Genomic DNA, 22,422 nt, shown 5'->3' on the forward strand with positions numbered 1-22,422 from the left:
GTGGTTGATCGGTGCGCGCAGAACGGGTCGAGCCACCGCACGGCGCGCGATACTTGACCCTCACACAGTGTGAGACGGCAGTCTCGGAGGGTCATGTTCAGTATCGGAGAGTTCGCATCGATCGGCCGGGTTTCGGTTCGCATGCTTCGGCATTACGACGAGATCGGGCTGTTGACGCCGGCACGGGTGGATCCGTTCACCGGATATCGGTCGTACGACGGTAGACAGTTCGAGGAGTTGGGCCGCATCCTGATGTTCAAGGACCTGGGATTTCGGCTCGACGAGGTGAAGCAGATCGTGCATGCGCAGGTCAGCGCCGACCGATTGCGTCGGATGCTCGTCGCCAAACGTGAAGACGTCGCCCATCGACTCGATCTCGACGCCGCCCGACTGCGTCGGATCGATGCGCGCCTCCGCGCCGTAGAGGGAGAAGATTCGATGATCATTGTGGACACCAAGTCGCTGCCGGCCACCCGCGTCGCCGTCGTCACCGAGAATGCTGCCGGTTACGGGCCACAGAACATCGGCCCGGTGATCGGTCCGATGTACGCCCGGCTCGCGTCGTCTCTGGCACGAGACGGAGTCGAATTCGGACCGTCGTCGATCGCCCTGTACGAGGCCGTCGACGACGGAGACGGCACCGGCATCACGGTGCATGCCGCGTTCGAGATCACCCCCGACGTTGATGCAGGCGAGGACTACGACGTCACCGAGCTACCCGCGATCGACCTCGCGCTGACGACAGTGCACCACGGCTCGATGGCGACGATCGGGGAAACCTGGGAGCAGTTCATGGCCTGGATCGACGCCAACGGTTACGAGCTCTCCGGCATCTGCCGCGAGTACTACCTGGTCTCCGAGCCTGCGCCGCAGGAGAACTGGGTAACGGAGCTGCAGCAGCCGGTCGTCCGGCGTCAGGACGCCTGAGCGAGCTCAACCAGCGCTGTGCACTGGCAGCCGCCGGTGATCTCCTCGCACTCGAGCACCAGGAAGTGGCGAACGTACTCGAGATCCACGCAATCGGGTTCCGTGCATTCCGCACTACCGACTGCGTGGATCACGAGCGTTCCGTGGCAGGTATCGACACTGGCGGACATGGGAACCCTTTCTGTAGTCGTGTACTTCCTTGATATCACCGGCTACCGACAAGTTCGGGAAGCAAAGGGCGTGTTCGACGCCTGAGCTGGGCGAACTCACACGGACCTGCGCGCCGAGGGTAGGGCTGGCCCTACCTCACCTCGTGGGTTCGCAGTGAGGACGCCCCGGCGACTGCCCACTTAGGCTCATCCGCATGAACCAGGCATTACCGATTCCCCTCAATCCGCTCAGAGCGTGGATTTCGCAGCAGTGGTGGTTGGCAATGGCGTCGCTGTTGGCGACGACGTTCGCCGGACTGGGCGGATGGCTGATCGTAGGTCTGCTCCTGCTCGCGGTGTTCGCGTTGCCGTTCGCCCTCAGCGGTGTGCTCATCTTCGTGTTCACGATCGTGGTCCTTCGTTGGCTGGACATCGCGGCGCGAGCGGGCATCGACCTGACCAGTGGCATCGAGATCACGAAACCGGACACCATCGTCTATCCGACCAGTTGGCGAAAGTTGGTGTGGTGTGTTCGTGACGTCGGGCTGTGGAAGTCGCTCGTCTACTGGATCATTCGTATTCCGATCTCGGCTGCGCTGCTGTTCTTGCTGCCTGCGCTCTTCCTGGCGCTTCCGGTTCTGGCGGCCGCCCCGGTCGCGTGGTTGGTCACCGATCCCGAGGGCACCGGGTTGGAGATAGCCGAACGAGTGGACTTTCCGCTGGTTGCGGTAATCGGAGTGGCAGCTCTGGTAGTCCTGGTTGCCGGCGTTCCGCCACTGACGACCCTGATTGCCAAGCTCGATTGGTGGAGCGCTGCAGCACTTCTCGGGCAGTCGGAGTCGAGCAAGCGGGTGAACGAGCTGACCATGAGCCGTGCTCGCGTCGTCGACGCCGCCGATGCCGAGCGGCGACGCATCGAACGGGACCTGCACGACGGTGCCCAGCAACGGCTGGTCTCGGTGGCAATGTCACTGGGACAAGCGAAGTCTCGCGCGTCGGCTACGGACGACGTGGTCTTGAAGGGTTTGCTCGACGATGCACATCGGGAGGCGAAGAACGCGATCGGTGAGATCCGAACGTTGACGCGCGGACTGCATCCCCCGATCCTGACCGATCGCGGACTCGACGCAGCGCTGTCGTCGGTCGCGGCGTTGTCGACAGTTCCGGTGACGATCGACATCGACCCGGCCCTCACCGGCGAGCGACGTCTGAACGCCACCGCCGAGTCGACGGTGTACTTCGTGGTGTCCGAGGCCTTGGCCAATGTCGGCAAGCACGCCCACGCCGGAAACGTGCAGGTCGATGTCGCTCGCGGCGAGTCCTCCGTCGCCGTCACCGTGGTCGACGACGGTTGTGGCGGTGCGCATTTCGAGCCCGGCGGCGGATTGGCCGGATTGGCCGACAGGCTCAGCGGAATTGACGGAACCCTGACGGTGACTTCGCCGTCGGGCGGCCCGACACGAGTGGAGGTGACCATCCCGTGCGAGTGATCATTGCCGACGATTCGGTACTGCTACGTGAGGGTGTTGCGCGTTTGTTGGTCGACTCCGGTGCCGAGGTGATCGGAAAAGTTGGTGACGCGGCGCAGCTGTTGACGCTGATGTCGTCTACCGAGCCCCTGCCCGACGTCTGCGTCATCGACGTGCGGATGCCTCCGACTTTTCTCGACGAGGGTCTGCGAGCGGCACTGGTCATTCGTGAGCGTTGGCCCGATGTCGGAGTACTGGTGCTCTCGCAGTACGTGGAGGAAAGGTATGCGGCAGAACTGATTCGGCAGAGCACGGACGGCGTCGGATATCTGCTGAAGGATCGTGTCGCCGATGTGGACGAATTCTCCGACGCGGTGAAGACGGTCGCCGACGGCGGAACTGTCATCGATCCTGAGGTTGTGCAACAGATTCTGGCGCGCGCACCACGATCGGATCCACTCGACTCGCTGACACCGCGAGAGCGAGATGTGCTGACGGCGATGGCCGAAGGTAAGTCCAATGCCGGCATCGCTGCCGCTCTGGTCGTAGGTCAAGCAGCCGTCGAGAAGCACATCGGAAACATCTTCGCCAAACTCGGATTGCTCGGCGACAGTGCGGATCACCGCCGGGTCATGGCAGTCCTACGATACCTGGGAGCTATTCGATGAATCGAATTCCATTGTTGCGCTACACGTTGGCGATCACCACAGCGGCCGTCGTGGTCGGTGCGGCCGGAGCAGGCACCACTGCGGCGATCGCGCTCGGCTTCTCCGTTCCGAAGACTCAGAACTACGACTACTCGGTAGATCACGCGATCGACGGCTCGCAGCTGACGGTGACGACCGGGTTCGCGCACCTGAAGTTCGTGCCCAGTCCCGATGATTCGCTGCATGTTCGAGCGCACGGGATCTACCGAGGGGACGCCCCCACGATCGACGTCGGTGCGGACGGGTCGAGCGTGGCTGTGGAATGTTCCTACGGCAGGTACAAGACATGTGACGCCGACGTCGAATTGCAGATACCCACAGGCCTGACCCTCGCGGTGAACGGTGCGGGCGGTGATGTCGTGCTGTCGGATGTCGGTGCAGACGTGTCCGTCTCGACAGCGTCGGGATCGGTGTTCGCTCGTGGATCGGCGGGAGCCATCCGGGTCGACACACGGTTCGGCGACGTGAAGATCAGTGATGCAACTGCGTCCATCGTGGATGTGAGCACGACGTTCGGCGAGATCAGCGTCGAATCGCGTACTGCACCGGAATCGGTCAAGGCGCGCAACGTGATCGGCGATACGACGATCGGGCTTCCGCCCGCCGACTTCTATGCCGTCGACGCGGCATCCGACAAAGGCGACGTCGTCGTCGACGTGATCAACGACCCCAGATCGTCGAAGACGGTCTCCGCCACCAGCGAGGAAGGGCAGATCACGGTGCGGGCACGTCAGTGACTGCGCCGCCACGCACTGAACGACCGGACCGAGGATGTGGTGGGACGCGTCAGCCAGGGCCATGGATGCAATTCGACCGGGGCGATGGCGTCGGCGATGCGAGAGAAACCGGGAACAGGTGCCCAGGTGGCGGCCAGAGACCGTCCGGAAAGCTCCTCCGATACTCGGCCGCGACGTACCTCCAACGGCCGGGTCGACGCGATCTCGCCGAGAGTCTCGGCTAGGAACACCAGTCGCTTTCCGGACAGCCGAAGCTTCTGCAGGAGTGGTTCGTCGAACACGAAGACGGCGGGTCGCTCGAAATTCGCAGCCATGGCGGGGTCTGTGGTGCCGAGCGATTCGGCGGTCAGCCAGACCTGTTCTGCACCATCACCTTCCATGCTCGCAGGGCCCGCGGGTACCGGTGCCTTGTTGAGATCGGGTCCGTCGACTGCCGGTCCGAGATCGTCGTCGGGCCAATTCTCGATGGGGCAGGCGTCTTTCAGCGCGCAGTTGCGGCACAGGGATGGTGCGCGCTTGTTCACCTGCCACCGACTGAAGCCGTACACCTTGCCGCTTCCGGTACCGACCGTCCATTGCCAACCCAGTCGATTGGCCGCCCGTGAGCCGTCGAGCAAGTGGGTGAACATCTCGTCCTCGCCGTCGCGCCATGTCGCGCCGGCACGCACAGCCCATTGGGACGCCAGCCACATGCGTGTTTGGTTGACGAGCCAACCGTCACTGTGCAATTCGCCCACCACCGTGGACATGCAGTTCATCTCGTCGGGCCAGGGTTCGGAAGTCCAGTTGTGCGGTCGTGGTTGTTCACGACGAATGGATCTCCCCAGATCGGTTCCGACGCGGGCATAGAGGTGGCGGGCGTATTCCTGCCACATGAGTTCGTCCCGGTACCGCGTGCGATCGCGCGCAGGGGCGTCCGCTACGGCGTCCCACACCTCACGGAGAGTGAGCAGACCGTGCCGGATGTACGGCGACATTCGACTGGCTCCACGACGATTCGCAGGAAGGACAGTGCTGCGGTCGCGGGCGTAGCCGGTGATGTCCAGACCGGCCAGCGCCATGTCGGCGGCCGACTGTCCGCCGCGAATGCCGCCGGCGGCAATCCCGTCCGGCCGCTCGAGCGTCAGGTCGCCCAGATGCTCGGCAACCCAGGAAACGACGTCGTCGGTGGTGAAGCCGTCGGCGATCGACGGGGGAGCGGGGAGCTGGGACATGCACCCGGACTTCCCCGTCGGCACGAAAGAGAAACGCCGAGATCAGGGACGTGGCAGGCGACGGTGGAGCGGGTTCGACGTCGTCGGGCTCGCCGCCCGCCCCTGCTGTGGGATAGACGTGACTACCGTCGGTGAGTCGGCGGTGGCCCGCGAGGCGTCGTGTGCCTTCATCGCAGCGCTGTTCCCCCTGCCGAGGGCAGGAGACGAAATCCGGCGTGCAGCTGTTTCGCCGCACTCCGGGCACGTCACCTGGGAGGGGACATCGGCCATGGAGAATCTCTGCTCGACGGGTTCGCAACGCTGTGTGCAGCGAAAGCTGTAGGTGGGCACGCACACGAGGGTAGCGTGAGATGTCGTGTCAGTGGCGTTCCGGCGCAACGTCATACAACATTTACACGTCATACCGGGCCGAATGCACCACGACGGTGCAATGATCGACGCAGGAGAATCCGCGCAACCGGAGGTGCCTCGTGCCCGAACTGCTGTTTCCGCTCGACTCGACGAAGAGTTTCACCGAACAGGAGATCGTCGGTCACAACCGATGGCATCCCGACATACCGGCCGCGGTCACAGTGAAGCCCGGTACGTCCTTTCGGGCGCATTGCCGTGAATGGTTCGACGGGGCCATCCACAACAACGATTCCGCCGAGGACATTCTGAATGCGCCACTCAACAACGTGCACACGTTGTCCGGGCCGTTCCACATCGAGGGAGCCGAGCCCGGGGACCTGCTGATCGTCGATATTCTCGACGTCGGTCCGATCCCGCAGGAAGATTCGGGCCCACTGGCCGGTCAGGGCTGGGGATACACGGGGATCTTCGCCAAGCAGAACGGTGGCGGATTCCTCACTGATCGATTCCCCGACGCGTACAAGGCGATCTGGGACTTTTCCGGCCAGACCACCACATCTCGCCACGTTCCGCACGTGAAGTACACCGGCATCACTCATCCCGGCCTGATGGGAACCGCGCCATCGGCTGCTCTGCTGGCCAAGTGGAACGCCCGTGAAGGTGCTCTGATCGCCACCGATCCCCATCGTGTTCCGCCACTGGCTTTGGCACCCGAACTCGACGGGGCAATTCTGGGATCGTTGAGCGGCGACGAGTTCTCGCGTGTCGCAGGCGAAGCCGCACGTACGGCACCGCCACGAGAGAACGGTGGCAATCAGGACATAAAGAATCTCACCAAGGGCACTCGCGTCTTCTATCCGGTGTTCGTACCGGGGGCGAAGTTGTCGTTCGGAGACTTGCACTTCTCGCAGGGTGACGGGGAGATCACCTTCTGTGGTGCCATCGAAATGGGCGGTTTCATGGACCTGCACGTCGACCTGATCAAGGGCGGCATGGACACGTACGGGGTCAGTGAAAACGCGATCTTCATGCCAGGAAACACCGCACCGCAGTACTCGGAATGGATTGCCTTCTCGGGCATTTCGGTCACCGTCGACGGCGAGCAGAAGTATCTGGACTCCGACCTGTCCTACCAGAACGCCTGCATGCATGCGATCGACTACCTCACCAAATTCGGATACAGCCCCGAGCAGGCGTACCTGCTGCTGGGCTCGGCCCCGATCGAGGGACGCCTGTCCGGAGTGGTCGACATACCCAACTCCTGTGCCACCGTGTACATCCCCACCGCAATCTTCGATTTCCCGATAGCGCCGTCCGCCAGCGGGCCATTCCAAATCGACCCGGGAATGGGGGCACCGAGAGCGCAGTTCTGACGTTGCGTCGGTTGTCGAGATTTGTCGGCGGGGGCTAATCACTCTCGTCGTAGGCTGCAGTGCTGATCTGGTCGACGCGGACCAGCGACGAATCGATCTCTGTGAGCGCGAGAAGGTCCGCAACGGTATCCCTGCTGCCCCCGATATATGCACACGGGAAGTCGAAGTGCTGAGCTACACACCACGCGTGGTCGTTGGGCCACCACAGATTCGGTGACAATCCTTCTCCGAGGGTGTCCGTTGCGCGTTCGATCGGACCCCTCAACAGGAAATAGTTGTAGCCGGCGATTTCTGCGGTCGGTGCCATCACGCGAATGTCGTCGAGCGCGGTGTTGCCTTCCCAGACGGCGAACCAGCAGTCATTGGGTGTTGTCGTATTTCGAGTGAGTACTTCGATGATGGACATCAGCTGAACATGCCAGGCTGCAACGGGTTTCGCCGGCGTTGTACGGTGTGGCATGCCGTTGCGAGCGGGATACGCGATGCGGGCATAGGCGTCGAACACAGTGGGGACCAGCGAGCCCACCGTGGTTGTGGCGACGCCGTCGAGGTTGTAGTCCACCCACTCTGCTTCCGAGACATCCTGTTGCAGATCAGTGTTCGACCACTTCGCGCGTGCGGCGTTCAATGGCTGTACCAGGGTTGTGGACGGTCAGGATCGTCGATGACCGTGTCGACTCGACGGTCGGCAAGAACATCGTTGATTGCTGCTGAACTGGCACCGATGGTGGCGAAGTGGGGATCGATGTCGTTGGCGATGCACCAGGCTCGGTCGGCGGGCCAGACGAACGAGGGGATCGGCAGACCCTCGGGACCAGGGGGATCGAGTGCCTGCTCCCAGCGCAGTAGGTCCAGGGCAGGTCCCCGGAACAAGAATGCTTCCCGTTCCGGGAGGTGGATTCGCGCGGCACCGTGCACCTCGAGACCACCCCACCCCTCCCACACGCAAAAGTAGCAGTCCGCTGGTGTCGTTGTGTGTTTGGCCAGCGTCGCAACGACCATCGCCAATTGGTCTGTCTCCGAACGCTCGTCGTACGGAATGTCGGCCTCGCCCTCACGCTGATCCGCGTGCGTCGGATCCGGGATGAACCGGAGACGCGCGTAGCTCTCGTACCCCAGTGGACCTCTGGTGGCGAGGTCCCACCAATCTCGATCAGCGTGGACGAGCCAGTCGGCGGCAGTGAGATCGCTGGATGGTCGCACGGTCATGGTGCGCCCTTTCTGGGTCGATACCGGGCTTGCGCTAGTGCGACGTTACCGATCCATGAGGTGGACCGGGACTACCGGAGCTGGCCCTACGAAGTGGTGCCCGTCGTCACCGCGGCCTGAGGCGACAGAGTTGGATAGGAACGTGTGTTCGAAAACTTGTCGGTGGGTCGCGGTAGATTCTGTTCATGCTTTCGGGGGACGGCGGATCAGGGGTGGACGGCATCGACACGGTGCCGCCTGCCCCTGACGTGTCCGACCCCGACTTGGCTGGGTTGGTCGAGGCGGTGGAGTTGGCGGTCGCGGAGTTGGCGGGGCAGGCGTCGGTATCGTGGTCGAATGCCGACCGGCGTGCGGTGATCCAACGCATGGAAACTGTGTCGCGCTCTGTGACGGCGTATTCGCACACCTGGCTCAACGAGCTGATCGCACAGCACGGCCTCGATGTGTATCCGGGGTCGGTGCCGTGTTCGGTGGCATGGATGCTGCGGATCACCCCACGCGCGGCCGGTGCGCGGGTGCGTCTGGCCGCGGAGTTGGGTGATCGCACCGCATTGTCCGGCGAAGTGCTGCCTCCGTTGTTGCCGCACACCGCTGCAGCGGTGCGGGCAGGGTTGCTCGATGCCCAGCACGTGCAGATGATCCGTGAATTCTTCCGGCACCTCCCGTCGAGTGTCGATCCGCAGACTCGCGATCGCGCCGAACAGCAGTTGGTGGGTCTCGCCTCGACGAGGCGGCCCGACGACTTCGCGCCACTGGTGGCGCATCTGGACTCGATCCTCGACCCCGACGGCGACTTCGACGAGGACGAAGACGAGGACAAGAACGGAAAGCCGAGGCCACGGAAACGGGATGCGTTCTTCTACCTCGGTGAGCAGGGTTCCGACGGAATGTCCGAGGGGAAGTTCTGCGTCGACTCGGAGCTCCGGGCCTACCTCGAAGCCCTGTTCTCGAAAGCCGCGAAGCCGGGGGTGAACAATCCTGCCGACCCGACATCGATCGTCCACGAGGATGAACGTGACGACGACAAATACGAGGCCGACGGTGATGACAACGGCGGGAACGGCAGCGCTACTACGCCGACGCCCGAGCCCTTTCCTGGCGATGCCGGGTCCAGTCATGCGGGCTTGTGGGATGAGACGAACTACTACAGTGACGACGACTGCGGTGACGAGGATTGCTGCGATGACGACTGCGGCGAGTGCGACGGTGACGACTGTGGTTGCGGCACAGGGTCCGACGGCACAGCTGCAGCCAAGGACGCAGCGGCACCCAAGGACACCAAGGACACCAACGACACCAACGACACCAACGACACCAACGACACCAACGACACCAACGACGATGCCGGCTCCGGCAGCGCTGCTGAACCCGGCGGCCAAACCGACGCCGACGCGTCGGACACCGCTGCTCGCGACGCTGCCGCCGCGCGGGATCGACGCACCCAGAACGAACGCCGTCACGATGCCCTGAAGATGGCGCTCCGTCACACCCTCGCCTCCGGCACCCTCGGCACCCACCGCGGGCTGCCCGTCACCGCCATCGTCACCATGACCCTCACAGACCTCGAATCAGGCTGCGGCTACGCCATGACCGCCACCGGATCCCGCGTCTCGATCCGCGACGCCATCCGCATGGCCTCGCACGCCCACCACTACCTCACCATCTTCGACGACAACGGCAGAGCCCTCTACCTCGGCCGATCCAAACGCATCGCCTCCGCCGACCAACGCATCGTGCTCATCGCCCGAGACCGCGGCTGCAGCTTCCCCTCCTGCACCCGCCCCGCGACCTGGTGCCAAGCCCACCACCTCGACGACTGGACCACCGGCGGACCCACCGACATCGACTCCCTCACCTTCGGATGCGACATGCACCACGCACTCGTCGGCACCGGACCCGGAAAGTGGGCAACCACCAAAACCACAGCGCGACACAGATACCCGGGCCGAACCCTGTGGCATCCACCCACCGGGATGGACCCCACACGCCGTGGGCTGATCAATCACGCACACCACCCCGAGGAGGTGCTCTACCCACCCGACCACCACTGCGACAACACCCGCGACACCGGCGACGAAGAACCACGACAACCCGCCTGACGACCCACACAAGCGTCAGTGCACAGCTCTGTCTGTTGTCAGTACATCGCGACCGACCGCACCGGCGTGCGCGAAAAATAGGAGGGCTCCCGAGTCGGCGCCCGCGTACGGTGACCCCATGATGGTTCTCGCCAGCAGGACTGCGGAGTTGTCGCCGCCGGTCTTCTTCGTCTGGAAGGCACTGATGCGCCCAGATGTGCATCCGAAGAATCAAGGGTTCGCCTGGCCGGTGATGTTCGAGGGTGCCGCTCTGCCGCGCATCGTCGAGAGTAGTGAGTTCGACCGCGTGGTGTGGAGCTCGCCGTGGCCGAGTCTTCCCGACATCCTGGTGCAGTTCGATCTGACCGCAGCAACCCGACTTCGCTGGACGCTGTTGGCCCACACACCCGCCCCCAACCCGCAGACGGTTGAATGGCTCCGCGACCAGGTAAGCCATCTGATCAACATCGACCTACGCAATGCGACTGGACACTGAACTCTCAGCTGTTGCCGCCGTTCACCCCATACGGATAGCGCTTCCCGACTGCGAACCACAGGATCGGGCGGACGATGGGCAGGATCAGTGTCATCACTACCCATGCCAGCTTGATGAGCCAGTTGGAGGCTGTGTCACGGACGATCGACACGAGAGCAATGCCGAAGAGAGCCAATGCAATCGCGCCGCCGGCAGAAGTCATGGTCGCACCTTATGCCTGCGTCGTGGCTAGTCTTGCCCTGAGGTGAAAGGAGTCGGAAGACCATGGATGCTGACGGTAACCCGGCTCTGCCGTTATGGTTCGATCTCGCATGGATGGCTGGGATCGTGTTGTGGCTGCTGCTCGTCGCTGTCGCATGGGTGTCGATACTTCGGAGCAACCAGGCTCGTCGGGGATCCGCGTTCTGGTGGTGTCTGCTCGTGTTGATCATGCCGATCTCCGGCGCGCTGATATGGTTCGTCGCTCGCCCGCGTAACTCCGATACCGATCAACGGTTGAGTTCGTAGCGGGCCAGCCACAGTCCCGGCAGCACCTCTTGATTCTCGGTGTGCGCGAAGCCGAGGGATTCGTACAGCCGTCGCGCCGGCGCATTGTCGCGTCCCGTTGCGACTCGCAGTCGTTGTCCGGCAATTGAATTCAGCATCGACTCGACCAACGCTCGTCCGATGCCTTGCCGATGTGTGTGTGGAGCCACCACCAGACGGTCGATCTCGGATCCGGACCACGCTGCGGCACCGAGGATTTCGTCCAGATCACGCGCGACGAGCCAGTGGACCTGTGCTGCACACAGATCGTCCACCGACTCGTGCAGTAGTGGGATGCGGTCGTCGCCGATGAGCTCGGCCTCGACAGCGTACGCACTCCTTTGTACGGCCAGGATCTTCTCGGCCGACAACCGATCCGTCGACGGATCGACCTGCGCTATCTCAATACCGGCCACCAGCGGGCTCGGGCAACGTGTCGAGTGCGGCGAGGTGCTCGGAGCTCAACGTGAGCGAGGCGGCACCGGCATTCTCGTCGAGACGTGAAGTGCGGCGAGTGCCGGGAATCGGCACCACGTGCTCTCCCTGCGCCAGCACCCATGCCAGGGCCACCTGCGCAGGCGTCGCACCGAGCTCGTCGGCGATGGCCGCGATGGCGTCGACGATGACGAGGTTCGCATCGAGGTTGTCGTGACTGAAACGCGGCAGTCGAGAGCGGAAATCATCTGCAGCGGGAGCGGTTCCGCGGAAGTTTCCCGTCAGAAACCCTCGGCCCAGCGGCGAGAACGGCACGAAGGCTGCACCGTTGTCCTTCGTCCATGTCAACGAGGTTGCAAGGTGGTCGCGTGTCCACAACGACAACTCCGACTGCACAGCGGATATCGGATGCACCCGCTGAGCCCGATCGAGCTGCTCGACGGTGAACTCCGAAACACCGAGTGCGCGAACCTTTCCGGCCTGCACGGCCTCGGCCATCGCGCCGATGCTGTCCTCGACGTCGACCTCGGGATCGGGACGGTGCAGGTAATACAGATCGATGTGGTCGACGCCCAACCGTCGGAGCGAGTCGTCGATGGCAGACCGTAGATGCTCGGGCTTGCCGTTGGGGCCGGAAATGACCGGCTCTCCGGCGTCGCCGATGTGGGAGGTCAATCCGCCCTTGGTCGCGAGCACCACTTCGTCGCGTCGACTGCCGATGGCTGCGCCGACGACTTCCTCGTTGGTGAACGGTCCGTACACATCGGCCGTGTCGATGAAGTTCACACCCAGGTCCAGGGCGTGCCCGATGACGCGATCGGGGGACTCCGTTTGGTCGTCTGCCTTGTATGCCCAGGTCATTCCCATGCAGCCCAAGCCGATGGCACCCACCTCGGGGCCGTCGTTCCAGAGTGTGCGGGCGGGAGTGGAGCCTGCGGAACGACCAAGGGGTGGCCAGGATACTGTGCGTTCGCTCATGTACTCGACCATAGAGAAGTAAAAGCGTTGTCGCTTGGACTCACCGGGCGACTAGCATCGCCGCATGGCACTCCCGCACTCGAAGGTGTATTTCGGCGACAGACTGGTCGATGCGCAGGACGCGACACTCGGGGTCGCGACCTCGGCCGTCCTCTACGGCCTGAGTGTCTACACCGTGTTTCCGGTGCAGGTGGACGGAGATCGGCGCACCGCATTTCGGCTACTCGATCACTACCAGCGACTCGTCGAGTCCTGCAAGATCATCGGTATCGACACGTTCGCGTCACAGTGGAGTTTCGAGCGGTTCATACAGGCGACACGCGACGTGATCGCCGCCAACGCCCCGACCGACGAGGTGTACGTGCGGGCAACCGTCCACGTCGACGAGTCCATTCCCGGTACGCGGGTCCGTGGCCTGCACACAACAGTGTCGATCTTCCTCTACGACGCCAATCCCATTGTGCCGCAAAACGGTATGCGATTGAAGACCAGTGTGTGGCGTCGCATCCCCGACTATGCGATTCCGTCGCGCGCGAAGGTCAACGGGGCATACGTCAATTCCGTTCTGGCGAAGCAGGATGCCATCGACAGTGGGTTCGACGATTGCATCTTCCTCGACATCAACGGACACGTCTGCGAGCTCAGTGCCGCCAACATCTTCCTCGTCCGAAACGGAGTGCTCATCACGCCTGACGTCACCAGCGACATTCTCGATGGCATCAACCGTCGAACACTCCTGACGTTGGCGCGCGAAGAAGGAATGACGGTTCAGGAGCGCACCGTCGACCTCACCGAGCTGTACATCGCCGACGAGGTCTTCGTGTGTGGCACGTCGGCCGGGGTTGCCCCGGTGTACGAAATCGACGGCCGTGCAATAGGAACCAAGGAAACCGGACCGGCGACTCTCACTCTGCGGAAGCGTCACCAGGCTGCACTAACGAGCGACGAAGTGCACGGCTGGGTGAGTGTGCTGTAGCCGCTAGGCGGGGCAGGTCGACTCGAGTCCGGCAATGAGCGCGGCGCTGGCGTACTGGAACAGGGGATCGGTTGTGGGGTCAGGTGCCGCGGAGGTCCACGACAGTGCGACTTGGCGCTCCCCGTCCGGACTCGCGAACGCGAGAGTGCTGTAGCCGAAGCCGTTGCCGCGCTGACCGAATACCAGTTCCCCGGAACCGGGATTGCAGGCATCGCCGCCGAGCAGCAGTCCGAGTCCATACGCGGACGGCGTGAGGACCTGCATCTCGTCGATCAGATTCTGCGGGATGAGCATGCCGTCGAACAGCGCTCTGAAGAAGGTGTTCAGATCGCCGACCGTGGACACCACAGCAGCACCCGAGGACCAGATACTCGCGTCGTAGTCGGTGACGTCGGTGTAGATCCCGTTCTCCAGCACGTAGCCGTGCAGTGCGTCGCCGGCGATAACAGCGTCGGTGGGGTAAGTGGTGTCGGTCATCTGCAGAGGTTCGAAGATCCTGTCCTGCAGCGACTGTCCGACGGGCTTCCCATCGAGATCGGCCACGATCCGCCCGAGTAGAACGTAGTTGGTGTTCGAGTAGCTGAACTCCTGGCCCGGTTCACTTCTCCACGGCATGGCCGATGCCTTCGAGATCAGCTCATCGTCGGAGACGGAATCATCGGCGCGAGAAGCGATCTGCTGCGCCGTATCGAGTCCGGTGAGGTAGTCGGGTATTCCGCTCGTATGGTCGAGCAGTTGTCGGACGGTGACGGACTTGGACAGCAGGCCCGGAAGGAGTTCGTCGACCCGCTGATCGAGCTGTAGTTTTCCCTCGTCGACGAGCTGCAGCACCACCGCCGCGACCATCGACTTGGTGACGCTTGCAATGCGCACCGGATCATCGGCAGCCGCCGGCTCGGTGCCATCACGCTCAACGAGTCCTGCCGCTCCCGACCAGGAATCCTCGCCGTCGCGCACCTGCGCGACGGCGGCGACGGACCCTGCATCGACCAGGGCGTCCAGAGCCGCCTGGACGTCGTCGGTCCTGATGCTCCCACTCGACGTCGTCGTAGAGGTCGCTTGCACGGCTGAGGGCTCGTCGGACGACGTGCATCCACTGACCAGCAGGGCCGTCGAGACGGTGAGGGCGGCGAGGACTCGTAGCTTGCTCATGGATTCGACACTAACGTCCCGAATCGGACAATTTCAGTGTCAAATGTCAGTGATCGCGATGCCGGTCACTTCGCGCTCGAATTCAACAGAACCTCGGCCGCAGTCTTTGCTGCAGAGGCGGATTCGGCCAGTTCGGTGATGGCGGCGGTGGTTTGAGCGCCCTCGGCGAGCAGTGCGATTTGCAGACCGACGGTCGGCTCGCATCCGTCTTCGACGGCCAAGGCGGTGACGTACTCGATGAAACGTTTCTTGTGCTGATGCGCGGCGTCGGCGACCTCGGGCATGGTTGCGCCCAGTTCGCCGAAGGAGTTGATGAACGCGCACCCGCGAAAGTCGTCCTCTCGGAACCATCGATCCAGGAAGTCGAAGATGGACAACAGCTTTCCGCGCGGCGTGTCGTGTCGGTCCGCCTCGGCGCGGATCCCGTCGTTCCACTGGGCAGTGCGGCCACGGAGGACCTCGGCCACGATGGCCGTCTTGGACGGAAACAGTGTGTACATGCGTTTGAGGGAGATTCCCGCTGCGGTGCGCAGCTCATCCATGCCGACGGCCTGGATGCCGCGCGCATAGAACAGTTCGTCCGCGGCGTTCACCACCTGTGCCCGTCCGATTTCCGTACTGGTCATCGCTTACCCCTTGCCGAGAGAACCAACGTTCTCTACAGTAGTCCACACACGGAGAGAACGACCGTTCTCCCGCTCGATGCTCAGGACACAGGAAGGCAGGATCATGGCGTACATCAACGTCGGAACCGAGAACTCCACCCCCGTCGAGGTCTACTACGAGGATCACGGCTCAGGCCAGCCGGTCGTGCTCATCCACGGCTACCCGCTCGACGGCAACTCCTGGGAGCGCCAGTCGCGTGCGCTGCTCGATGCCGGCTACCGCGTCATCACGTACGACCGCCGTGGATTCGGGCAGTCGAGCAAGCCCACCGTCGGCTACGACTACGACACCTTCGCTGCAGACCTGGACAAGGTGCTCACCGAGCTCGACCTGAACGACGTCATCCTCGTCGGATTCTCCATGGGCACAGGAGAACTGGCTCGGTATGCCGCGAAGTACGGCACCGATCGCGTCGCCAAGTTCGCGTTTCTCGCCTCGCTCGAGCCGTTCCTGCTACAGACCGACGACAACCCCACCGGCGTTCCGCAGTCGGTGTTCGACGGCATCGAGACCGCAGCGCGCGAGGATCGTTTCACCTGGTTCGAGAACTTCTACAAGGACTTCTACAACCTCGACGAGAACCTCGGCAGCCGCATCAGCGAGGCCACCGTGCGCGCCAGCTGGAACACCGCCACCACCAGCGCGCCCGTCGCGGCCTATGCCGTCGTGCCCACTTGGCTCGAAGACTTCCGCGGAGACGTCGCAAAGGTCCGCGAATCGGGCAAGCCGACGCTGATCCTGCACGGCACGGCCGACAACATCCTGCCGATCGACTCCACCGGCCGCCCGTTCCACGAGGCGTTCCCGGAGGCAACGTACGTCGAGGTCGACGGCGCACCCCACGGGCTGCTGTGGACACACTTCCAGGAAGTGAACGACGCGCTTCTCGCGTTCGTGAAGTAGCACCGACGTCGTACAAGACGCAACAGAAAGGGACGGCACCGCGGCCGTCCCTTTCGCGTCGGATCAGACTGCGACCACTCCGTCGTGATCGCTGTAGACGATCTCGCCGGGGGTGAAGGTGACGCCGCCGAAGGTCACCGGCACGTTCTTCTCGCCCGATCCCGTCTGCGTGCTCTTGCGTGGGTTCGTCCCTAGTGCCTTGACGCCGATGTCAAGGGTGCGCAGAATCGCCGAGTCCCGCACAGCGCCGTTGACGATGACGCCTGCCCAGCCGTTGTCGACACCCCGCCCGGCGATGATGTCGCCGACGAGCGCGGTGTGGATGCTGGCGTCGCCGTCGACCACGAGAACGCCGCCGTTGCCGGGCTCGCTCAACGTCTGCTTGACCAGCAAGTTGTCCTGGAAGCAGCGGATGGTGGTGATGGGTCCGGCGAACTCGGTGTGCTTGCCGAACTGGATGAACTGGGTGTCGCAGCTGCGGATGTCGGGACCGATCTCGTCGGCCAGATCAGCGGTTGCTTTGAATACCACAGGTGAAGTCATGCGCAGAAGACTAACGTCCGATCGTCAGCCGCGGCCGTGACGTCGCTCGTAGTCGTCCCGGGTGCGGTCGACGCGTGTCTGCGCCTTGGCGTTGATCAACTGGGGATCGAGGCCGTGAATGAGCAACCGGTGCCGCCGATAGACGTTCATCAGCGCTATCGCGAAGTACACCAGCGGAATGAACAGCAATGCCATCATCGCCAGCGACATCCACAGTGGGCCGGGTATCAGCAGGAACAGCAGCAGCAACGGGATGACGGGAACCGTGAATCGAGCCAGGTAGCGCACTTGGGCACCGTTGCCGACGAGGTCGTTTCGGACCCAATCCTGCATCGACGGGGGCAGGACCTGACCGAACGAGTACCCCACAAATTGCGCAGGACTGGGCTTCGTACGTTCGGTCGTCATCGCGCCATGTTAGTCCTACATCAGTTGGTACAAGTCACCGTTGACTGCGGATAATCTCATATGTGACGATAGCGTCAGTTCGGACCGGGTGGTGTCGACGACAAGGACGTAGATCGTGATCGACCGCAGAACCTTGCTCGGCGCGCTCGGTGCAGCCACGCTCTCGGGCGTCGCCCTGTCCGCAGCGACCGCGTCGGCGTCACCGAAGCCTGCCGCCGGGGGAGTAGTGGACGTGCACTCGCACATGGTCCCCGACTTCTACCTGCGGGAAGCGCTCGCGTCCGGCATCGTCTTTCCCGACGGCATGCCGAAGTGGCCGTCCTGGTCGGTGACCGAGCATCTGCAGATGATGGACCGGTGTGGGATCGACAGGGCGATCCTGTCCGTGTCGAGCCCAGGGGTGCACTTCGGGGACGACGGTAAGGCTGCCGATCTGGCCCGACGGGTCAATGACTTCGGAGCCGGAGTTGTCCAGGGTCAGCCACGCCTCGGTTTCTTTGCGTCGCTGCCCCTTACGAACGTCGTCGACTCGACGGTCGAGGCCATTCGGGCTCTCGATCAGCTCGGTGCCGACGGGGTCACCGTGATGTCGAACGCCGGCGGCATGTATCTCGGCAACGCCATGCTTACGCCGTTGCTCGCGGCGCTCGATGCGCGGTCGGCGGTGGTCTTCGTGCATCCCACCTCACCGCCGAATGCAGCTGCGGTAGAGCTCGGTAGGCCCGCTCCGATGGTCGAATTCCTTTTCGACACAGCACGAACGGTCGTCGACTTGATTCTGCTGGGCGTGGTCGATCGGTTCCCTCACATCCGTTGGGTGTTCACTCATGGCGGCGGAGTGCTGCCGCTGTTGGCAGATCGGGTCGACTTCTTCCGGACGCAGGTCGGTCTCGGTACCCCGTCGACGCCGAATGTACTGCAGCGCTTGTGGTTCGACCTCGCCGGTACGCCGGTTCCGCGGCAGCTGCCGGCGTTGCTCTCGACGGTCGGGCCCGATCGTCTGGTGTACGGCAGCGACTACTGCTTCACGCCGATCGCCGCTGTGCAAGAACAACTGCGATTACTCGACGCCGGTGCCGCGGACGGTGGACTGGAGAACTGGCGCGCCGTAACATCCGACAATGCCCGCAGTCTGTTGAGTGTCTGATCCGTACGGGAGTTCGATGAAAGCGCAAGCACTACAACCGTTCTCAGGGCACTGGGATTGGCAGATGAATGCCGCCTGCCGCTCGCGTCAGCCCTGACGAGCAGCGTTCGCCCGGACATCTACGCCCCGGGTCGGAATCCGCACCCCCTGCAGGAGGCGCGGATTCCGAAAAGGGGTGCGGATCGAGACGAGTCAGCCCTGACGAGCGGCGTTCGCGACGATGACGTCACGGAGATACTGCGCCAAACCGTCGGCGATACCGTTGTAGTGCTTGGCAAATCGCTCGTCGGCGATGTACATCTCCGCCAGGTTCACCTGCATCTTGTAGCCGCAGTCGTAGTACCGCTCGACCGACGCGCGATGACGCTCGGCCAGTACCCCGGCTTCGGGGGAATTCGGCGACACACCCCGCTGCATCGCGGCAGCGAGATCGGCTTCGAGGAGGTCCGTCTCTTCCTTGACGGCCTTCCAATCGTCCTTGGTGAACGACGCCGTACGCTGCTGCGACTGCTTCCACTCGTCGGTTTCGCCCCAGCGCTGCTCGGCCTCCTCAGCGTATTCCTCGCCGGTCCAGTTGTCGCCGAAGATCTCTCGCTGCTCCTCGGGAGTCAATTGCATACCCATCTTCTTCGCCTCCATCATCTTGTCCACGGCCGCAGCCATTGCGTGCAAGTGATCGATCCGCTCATTCAACAACTCTCGCTGCCGCCGCAGATGCGCCATGGCATCGACCGCCGGGTCGTCGAGCAACGCTGCAATGACCTCGAGCGGGAACCCGAGCTCGCGGTAGGTCAATACCTGATGCAGCCGTTCGACATCGGCCGATGAATACGTCCGATAGCCCTTGGGAGTTCTCCCCGACGGCACCACCAACGCGATCTCGTCGTAGTGATGCAGCGTTCTGACGCTGACACCCACCAACTTCGAGACCGCGCCGACCTGCATGCCGACCTGGACGTCAACCGAACTGTTCGCGGACGAATCACTCACGAAGGACACTGTGCTGCCTCCCGTGGCGTGAGGGTCAAGACGAAAAAACGATTCGTTATGGACCTCTAGCGAATCACACGTTCGCAACCCGAGGTGGGTACTCCGGCCAGTCGTTGCGCCAGCCAGTCGTAGGCACCGGGACGGCCGTTGGTCTGGGCCTGTGAATGGTCGCCGGGCACCTCTTCCAGATGTACCGACGCTCCCGCTGCACACCACTGATCCTGCACTGCCTCGGCACCTTCTTTGGGAATGAGGAAGTCCTGCAGGCCCTGGTAGATGTACACCGGCGCGTCCGGCTTCGTCTGGCCCATGCGGTTTTCCTCGACGACGGCCGTGGTGATCGGATGCGCGAAGACGTCCGGGACGTTGGAGAGATTTCGCTGGTCCAACAGCAGTAGTCCGCTGTAGGACAACACATCCACGCATTGATCCTTCTGCGCCAGCGCCAGTCGCTTGCCGTTGTCGTTGGCGAGCTGCCGCATCTCCGGGTACTCCCGGGACAGTCCGATCGTCGCCGCAGTGAACAAGCCCGATCCGATCTGGCCGTTGAGCGACGTCTGCAGAATCTTGTAATCGGTCGGCGGGCCGCCGAACGCGACTCCGGCGATGTTCAGCTCGGGTGCGTACTCGGGGGCCAACTGGGCCGCCCAGCCCGAGGCGATCGCACCGCCGGAATATCCGGTGATGCCGATGGGTGCATCCGCGCTCACGCCTGCAGTCCGGGAGGCACGCAGACCGTCGAGCACGGTGTGCCCCGACACGAGACCGGCCGAATATGCCTGACGCGGCCCCTGATAGTCCGTCATCACCACGGTGTAACCGCGGCCGAGGAGGACCCGGACCTGATCGATCTCTTTGTTGTTGCCCCGCGGGAGGGTGTACGACGGCGCGCATTTGTTGCCGAGTGAATCCGTCGCCTCGTTGTATGCGATGACGGGGCGATCTCCACCACCGGTCCACGGCGCAGTGGGAGTCAGCACCGTCGTCGCCGCTGCGATGGGACGATTCTTCGAATCGGTGGAGCGGAAGAGCAATTGGACGGACGAGGCCTCGGGCGTCACCGCGACATCGCGTCGAGCGAGGACAGTGCCGGGCACGAGATTCTCGTATCCCGCCGGCGGATCGAACCACGGATCGCCGAGTGACGTGGGGAGATACGCAGCCGGATCGCTCGGTGGAGCAATGAAATCTTGGACCGGATCTGCCTGCGCAGACCCCGCGAATGCCACCATCAGTGCTGCTGCTCCGGCCAGAACTAGTGCCTTGCGCATGGATTCCCCACCCTGTTGCTTCCGAACGCCCCGACGTCGGAGTAGACCACCGCCCATCGTGCCACAGGGCCAGGGAACATCGGCCCTGTGAACTGAGCCGAAGACCAGGTAGGTTGTCTGTTACTCCGAACACTACTCATCAGTAGGGATGCAAAAATGCCTGCTCCGTCCACTGCGACCTTTTCCCGGCTCGCTGATCTCATCGCCATTCCCGACGCGGACTCGCGTCCCACCAAGACGATCACCGAGGTGTTCACCGGTAAGGAGCTGGCGACCATTCCGGTCGGTACGGCTGCAGATGCTCTGGCTGCGATCGCGCGCGTCCGTACCGCTCAGGCGGCCTGGGCCAAGCGCCCGGTCTCCGAGCGCGCAGAGATCTTCCACCGCTACCGCGACCTGGTGCTCGCGCACCGCGACGAGCTCATGGACATGGCGCAGGCCGAGACGGGCAAGTCCCGCGCCGCCGCCCTCGAGGAAGTCCTCGACATCTCGATGACCTCGCGGCACTACGCACGCACGGCCGCCAAACTGCTGGCCCCGAAGAAGGTCACCGGCATGCTTCCCGTGCTGACCAAGACTCGCGTTCGGTACCAGCCCAAGGGCGTCGTCGGAATCATCTCGCCGTGGAACTACCCGATGACTCTCGCGGTGTCCGACGCCATTCCGGCGCTGCTGGCCGGTAACGGCGTCGTGCTCAAGCCCGACAGCCAGACGCCGTACTGCGCGCTGGCCTGCGTCGAGCTGCTCTACAAGGCCGGTCTGCCCCGCGACCTGTTCGCCGTGGTCCCCGGCCCCGGCTCGGTGGTGGGCACCGCAATCGTCGAGAACACCGAATACGTCATGTTCACCGGCTCCACGGCCACCGGTCAGCTCCTGGCCGAGCAGGCGGGGCGTCGACTCATCGGTTTCTCCGCCGAGCTCGGCGGCAAGAACGCCATGATCGTCGCCAAGGGCGCCAACCTGCGGGAAGTATCCGACGCGGCAGTGCGCGCCTGCTTCTCCAACTCCGGTCAGCTCTGCATCTCCATCGAGCGCATCTACGTCGAGAAGTCCATCGCCGCCGAGTTCACCGAGAAGTTCGGCCAGCGGGTACGCAACATGACCGTGGGTGCCGACTACGAGTTCGGCATCGAAATGGGCAGCCTCATCTCCGAGGACCAGATCAAGACGGTCTCGGCGCACGTCGACGACGCCAAGGTCAAGGGCGCGACCGTCGTCGCGGGCGGCAAGGCGCGTCCCGACATCGGCCCGCTGTTCTACGAGCCGACGTTGCTGACGAACGTCACCGAGGACATGGAGTGTGCGGCGACCGAAACCTTCGGGCCGTTGGTGTCGATCTACCCCGTCGCGGACGTCGACGAGGCCATTGCGAAGGCCAACGACACCGACTACGGATTGAACGCGAGTGTCTGGGCCAAGACGAAGGCTCAGGGCGAGGCCATTGCGGCACGTCTGCACGCGGGCACGGTCAACGTGGACGAGGGCTACGCGCCGACGTGGGGCACCACCGGTGCGCCGATGGGCGGAATGGGCGTCTCCGGAATGGGCCGTAGGCACGGAAACGAGGGACTGCTCAAGTACACCGAGCCGCAGACCATCGCGACGACCCGCCTGCTCAATCTCGGTGGACCGCGCGGACTTCCGCCGAAGCTGTGGGCAAAGATCATGCCTCCCTTCGTCAAAGCGCTGAAGTACATACCCGGCCGGTAGTAGTCGGT

At 63.5% G+C, this 22,422-nt stretch carries 26 protein-coding genes; 12 read left to right on the forward strand and 14 right to left on the reverse strand.

What is annotated here, in order from left to right; all coding sequences use genetic code 11:
- Positions 1-93: 93 nt before the first annotated feature.
- Complete coding sequence (locus CH285_RS26215; protein WP_032374602.1) at positions 94-927, forward strand: MerR family transcriptional regulator; 834 nt, start codon at positions 94-96, stop codon at positions 925-927.
- Here the strand turns inward: CH285_RS26215 and CH285_RS26220 are convergent.
- The gene (locus CH285_RS26220; RefSeq protein WP_027494898.1) at positions 915-1,097 is read right to left on the reverse strand and encodes a hypothetical protein; all 183 of its coding nucleotides are present in this window, start codon (positions 1,095-1,097) and stop codon (positions 915-917) included. The genes CH285_RS26215 and CH285_RS26220 overlap by 13 nt on opposite strands.
- Positions 1,098-1,291: 194 nt before the next feature.
- Here CH285_RS26220 and CH285_RS26225 point away from each other — a divergent pair, with 194 nt between their 5' ends.
- From CH285_RS26225 to CH285_RS26235, 3 genes are read left to right on the forward strand one after another with little or no spacing between them, the layout of a single operon-like run.
- The gene (locus tag CH285_RS26225) at positions 1,292-2,566 is read left to right on the forward strand and encodes a sensor histidine kinase (RefSeq protein WP_094642791.1); all 1,275 of its coding nucleotides are present in this window, start codon (positions 1,292-1,294) and stop codon (positions 2,564-2,566) included.
- Positions 2,557-3,213: a response regulator gene (locus CH285_RS26230; RefSeq protein WP_032381943.1), complete on the forward strand. Its 657-nt coding sequence runs from the start codon at positions 2,557-2,559 to the stop codon at positions 3,211-3,213. The genes CH285_RS26225 and CH285_RS26230 overlap by 10 nt, the downstream gene beginning before the upstream one ends.
- Positions 3,210-3,989: a DUF4097 family beta strand repeat-containing protein gene (locus CH285_RS26235; protein WP_032388781.1), complete on the forward strand. Its 780-nt coding sequence runs from the start codon at positions 3,210-3,212 to the stop codon at positions 3,987-3,989. The genes CH285_RS26230 and CH285_RS26235 overlap by 4 nt, the downstream gene beginning before the upstream one ends.
- Here CH285_RS26235 and CH285_RS26240 read toward each other — a convergent pair.
- On the reverse strand, positions 3,983-5,203 hold the full coding sequence (locus CH285_RS26240) for an FAD-binding domain-containing protein (RefSeq protein WP_094642792.1): 1,221 nt from the start codon (positions 5,201-5,203) through the stop codon (positions 3,983-3,985). The two genes, CH285_RS26235 and CH285_RS26240, sit on opposite strands and share 7 nt — an antisense overlap.
- A gap of 42 nt (positions 5,204-5,245) precedes the next feature.
- Positions 5,246-5,605, reverse strand: a complete 360-nt coding sequence (locus CH285_RS28585; protein ID WP_306436736.1) for an FmdB family zinc ribbon protein — start codon at positions 5,603-5,605, stop codon at positions 5,246-5,248.
- A gap of 68 nt (positions 5,606-5,673) precedes the next feature.
- Between CH285_RS28585 and fmdA the strand changes: the two genes are divergently transcribed.
- Positions 5,674-6,927, forward strand: a complete 1,254-nt coding sequence (gene fmdA / locus CH285_RS26250; RefSeq protein ID WP_032385320.1) for a formamidase — start codon at positions 5,674-5,676, stop codon at positions 6,925-6,927.
- A gap of 34 nt (positions 6,928-6,961) precedes the next feature.
- Here the strand turns inward: fmdA and CH285_RS26255 are convergent, their stop codons facing one another.
- Positions 6,962-7,555 carry a hypothetical protein gene (locus tag CH285_RS26255; protein ID WP_052054693.1) on the reverse strand — a complete coding sequence of 198 codons (594 nt, stop codon included), beginning with the start codon at positions 7,553-7,555 and terminating at the stop codon, positions 6,962-6,964.
- Positions 7,552-8,136 carry a hypothetical protein gene (locus CH285_RS26260; protein ID WP_032381947.1) on the reverse strand — a complete coding sequence of 195 codons (585 nt, stop codon included), beginning with the start codon at positions 8,134-8,136 and terminating at the stop codon, positions 7,552-7,554. The genes CH285_RS26255 and CH285_RS26260 overlap by 4 nt, the downstream gene beginning before the upstream one ends.
- A gap of 185 nt (positions 8,137-8,321) precedes the next feature.
- Between CH285_RS26260 and CH285_RS26265 the strand changes: the two genes are divergently transcribed.
- Both CH285_RS26265 and CH285_RS26270 read left to right on the forward strand, forming a co-directional pair.
- Positions 8,322-10,235, forward strand: coding sequence for an HNH endonuclease signature motif containing protein (locus CH285_RS26265; RefSeq protein WP_094642793.1), 1,914 nt, complete (start codon positions 8,322-8,324; stop codon positions 10,233-10,235).
- A gap of 118 nt (positions 10,236-10,353) precedes the next feature.
- Positions 10,354-10,710, forward strand: coding sequence for a hypothetical protein (locus CH285_RS26270; RefSeq protein ID WP_052056619.1), 357 nt, complete (start codon positions 10,354-10,356; stop codon positions 10,708-10,710).
- 4 nt (positions 10,711-10,714) lie between these two features.
- On the opposite strand, the gene CH285_RS26275 is transcribed toward CH285_RS26270, so the two are convergent.
- A complete protein-coding gene (locus CH285_RS26275; RefSeq protein WP_094642795.1) occupies positions 10,715-10,912 on the reverse strand; it encodes a PLDc N-terminal domain-containing protein in 198 nt (65 codons plus the stop codon).
- A gap of 62 nt (positions 10,913-10,974) precedes the next feature.
- Here CH285_RS26275 and CH285_RS26280 point away from each other — a divergent pair, with 62 nt between their 5' ends.
- Positions 10,975-11,217: a PLDc N-terminal domain-containing protein gene (locus CH285_RS26280; protein ID WP_032381949.1), complete on the forward strand. Its 243-nt coding sequence runs from the start codon at positions 10,975-10,977 to the stop codon at positions 11,215-11,217.
- Here the strand turns inward: CH285_RS26280 and CH285_RS26285 are convergent.
- Together CH285_RS26285 and CH285_RS26290 are read right to left on the reverse strand one after the other, a co-directional pair.
- Entirely contained in the window at positions 11,199-11,651 is a 453-nt protein-coding gene (locus tag CH285_RS26285; RefSeq protein WP_176458619.1) for a GNAT family N-acetyltransferase, read from the reverse strand. The two genes, CH285_RS26280 and CH285_RS26285, sit on opposite strands and share 19 nt — an antisense overlap.
- Entirely contained in the window at positions 11,638-12,648 is a 1,011-nt protein-coding gene (locus tag CH285_RS26290; RefSeq protein ID WP_094642827.1) for an aldo/keto reductase, read from the reverse strand. Before CH285_RS26290 ends, CH285_RS26285 begins: the two co-directional genes overlap by 14 nt.
- 64 nt (positions 12,649-12,712) lie before the next feature.
- On the opposite strand from CH285_RS26290, the gene CH285_RS26295 reads away from it, so the two are divergent.
- Entirely contained in the window at positions 12,713-13,624 is a 912-nt protein-coding gene (locus CH285_RS26295; protein WP_176458618.1) for an aminotransferase class IV, read from the forward strand.
- A 3-nt stretch (positions 13,625-13,627) separates the two neighbouring features.
- On the opposite strand, the gene CH285_RS26300 is transcribed toward CH285_RS26295, so the two are convergent.
- Both CH285_RS26300 and CH285_RS26305 read right to left on the reverse strand, forming a co-directional pair.
- A complete protein-coding gene (locus CH285_RS26300; RefSeq protein WP_094642798.1) occupies positions 13,628-14,776 on the reverse strand; it encodes a serine hydrolase domain-containing protein in 1,149 nt (382 codons plus the stop codon).
- A 65-nt stretch (positions 14,777-14,841) separates the two neighbouring features.
- Positions 14,842-15,402 (reverse strand): TetR/AcrR family transcriptional regulator, encoded by a 561-nt coding sequence (locus CH285_RS26305; RefSeq protein WP_032366709.1) that lies wholly within the window; start codon positions 15,400-15,402, stop codon positions 14,842-14,844.
- A gap of 103 nt (positions 15,403-15,505) precedes the next feature.
- Between CH285_RS26305 and CH285_RS26310 the strand changes: the two genes are divergently transcribed.
- Positions 15,506-16,345 (forward strand): alpha/beta fold hydrolase, encoded by an 840-nt coding sequence (locus CH285_RS26310; RefSeq protein ID WP_032366710.1) that lies wholly within the window; start codon positions 15,506-15,508, stop codon positions 16,343-16,345.
- Positions 16,346-16,408: 63 nt separating this feature from the next.
- Here the strand turns inward: CH285_RS26310 and rraA are convergent, their stop codons facing one another.
- Both rraA and CH285_RS26320 read right to left on the reverse strand, forming a co-directional pair.
- Positions 16,409-16,888 (reverse strand): ribonuclease E activity regulator RraA, encoded by a 480-nt coding sequence (rraA, locus tag CH285_RS26315; protein WP_094642800.1) that lies wholly within the window; start codon positions 16,886-16,888, stop codon positions 16,409-16,411.
- 24 nt (positions 16,889-16,912) lie between these two features.
- The gene (locus tag CH285_RS26320; RefSeq protein WP_094642801.1) at positions 16,913-17,296 is read right to left on the reverse strand and encodes a DUF5313 family protein; all 384 of its coding nucleotides are present in this window, start codon (positions 17,294-17,296) and stop codon (positions 16,913-16,915) included.
- 115 nt (positions 17,297-17,411) lie between these two features.
- Between CH285_RS26320 and CH285_RS26325 the strand changes: the two genes are divergently transcribed.
- Positions 17,412-18,443: an amidohydrolase family protein gene (locus CH285_RS26325; protein ID WP_255032392.1), complete on the forward strand. Its 1,032-nt coding sequence runs from the start codon at positions 17,412-17,414 to the stop codon at positions 18,441-18,443.
- A 192-nt stretch (positions 18,444-18,635) separates the two neighbouring features.
- Here CH285_RS26325 and CH285_RS26330 read toward each other — a convergent pair whose 3' ends face one another.
- Together CH285_RS26330 and CH285_RS26335 are read right to left on the reverse strand one after the other, a co-directional pair.
- Positions 18,636-19,388 carry a MerR family transcriptional regulator gene (locus CH285_RS26330; RefSeq protein ID WP_094642831.1) on the reverse strand — a complete coding sequence of 251 codons (753 nt, stop codon included), beginning with the start codon at positions 19,386-19,388 and terminating at the stop codon, positions 18,636-18,638.
- 110 nt (positions 19,389-19,498) lie between these two features.
- A complete protein-coding gene (locus CH285_RS26335; RefSeq protein WP_032371725.1) occupies positions 19,499-20,704 on the reverse strand; it encodes a lipase family protein in 1,206 nt (401 codons plus the stop codon).
- A gap of 156 nt (positions 20,705-20,860) precedes the next feature.
- Here CH285_RS26335 and CH285_RS26340 point away from each other — a divergent pair, with 156 nt between their 5' ends.
- A complete protein-coding gene (locus tag CH285_RS26340; protein ID WP_027494877.1) occupies positions 20,861-22,414 on the forward strand; it encodes a succinic semialdehyde dehydrogenase in 1,554 nt (517 codons plus the stop codon).
- The last annotated feature ends 8 nt before the right edge of the window (positions 22,415-22,422 follow it).

This window comes from Rhodococcus sp. 05-2256-B1, assembly GCF_002258465.1.
Classification (GTDB): Bacteria; Actinomycetota; Actinomycetes; order Mycobacteriales; family Mycobacteriaceae; genus Rhodococcoides; species Rhodococcoides fascians.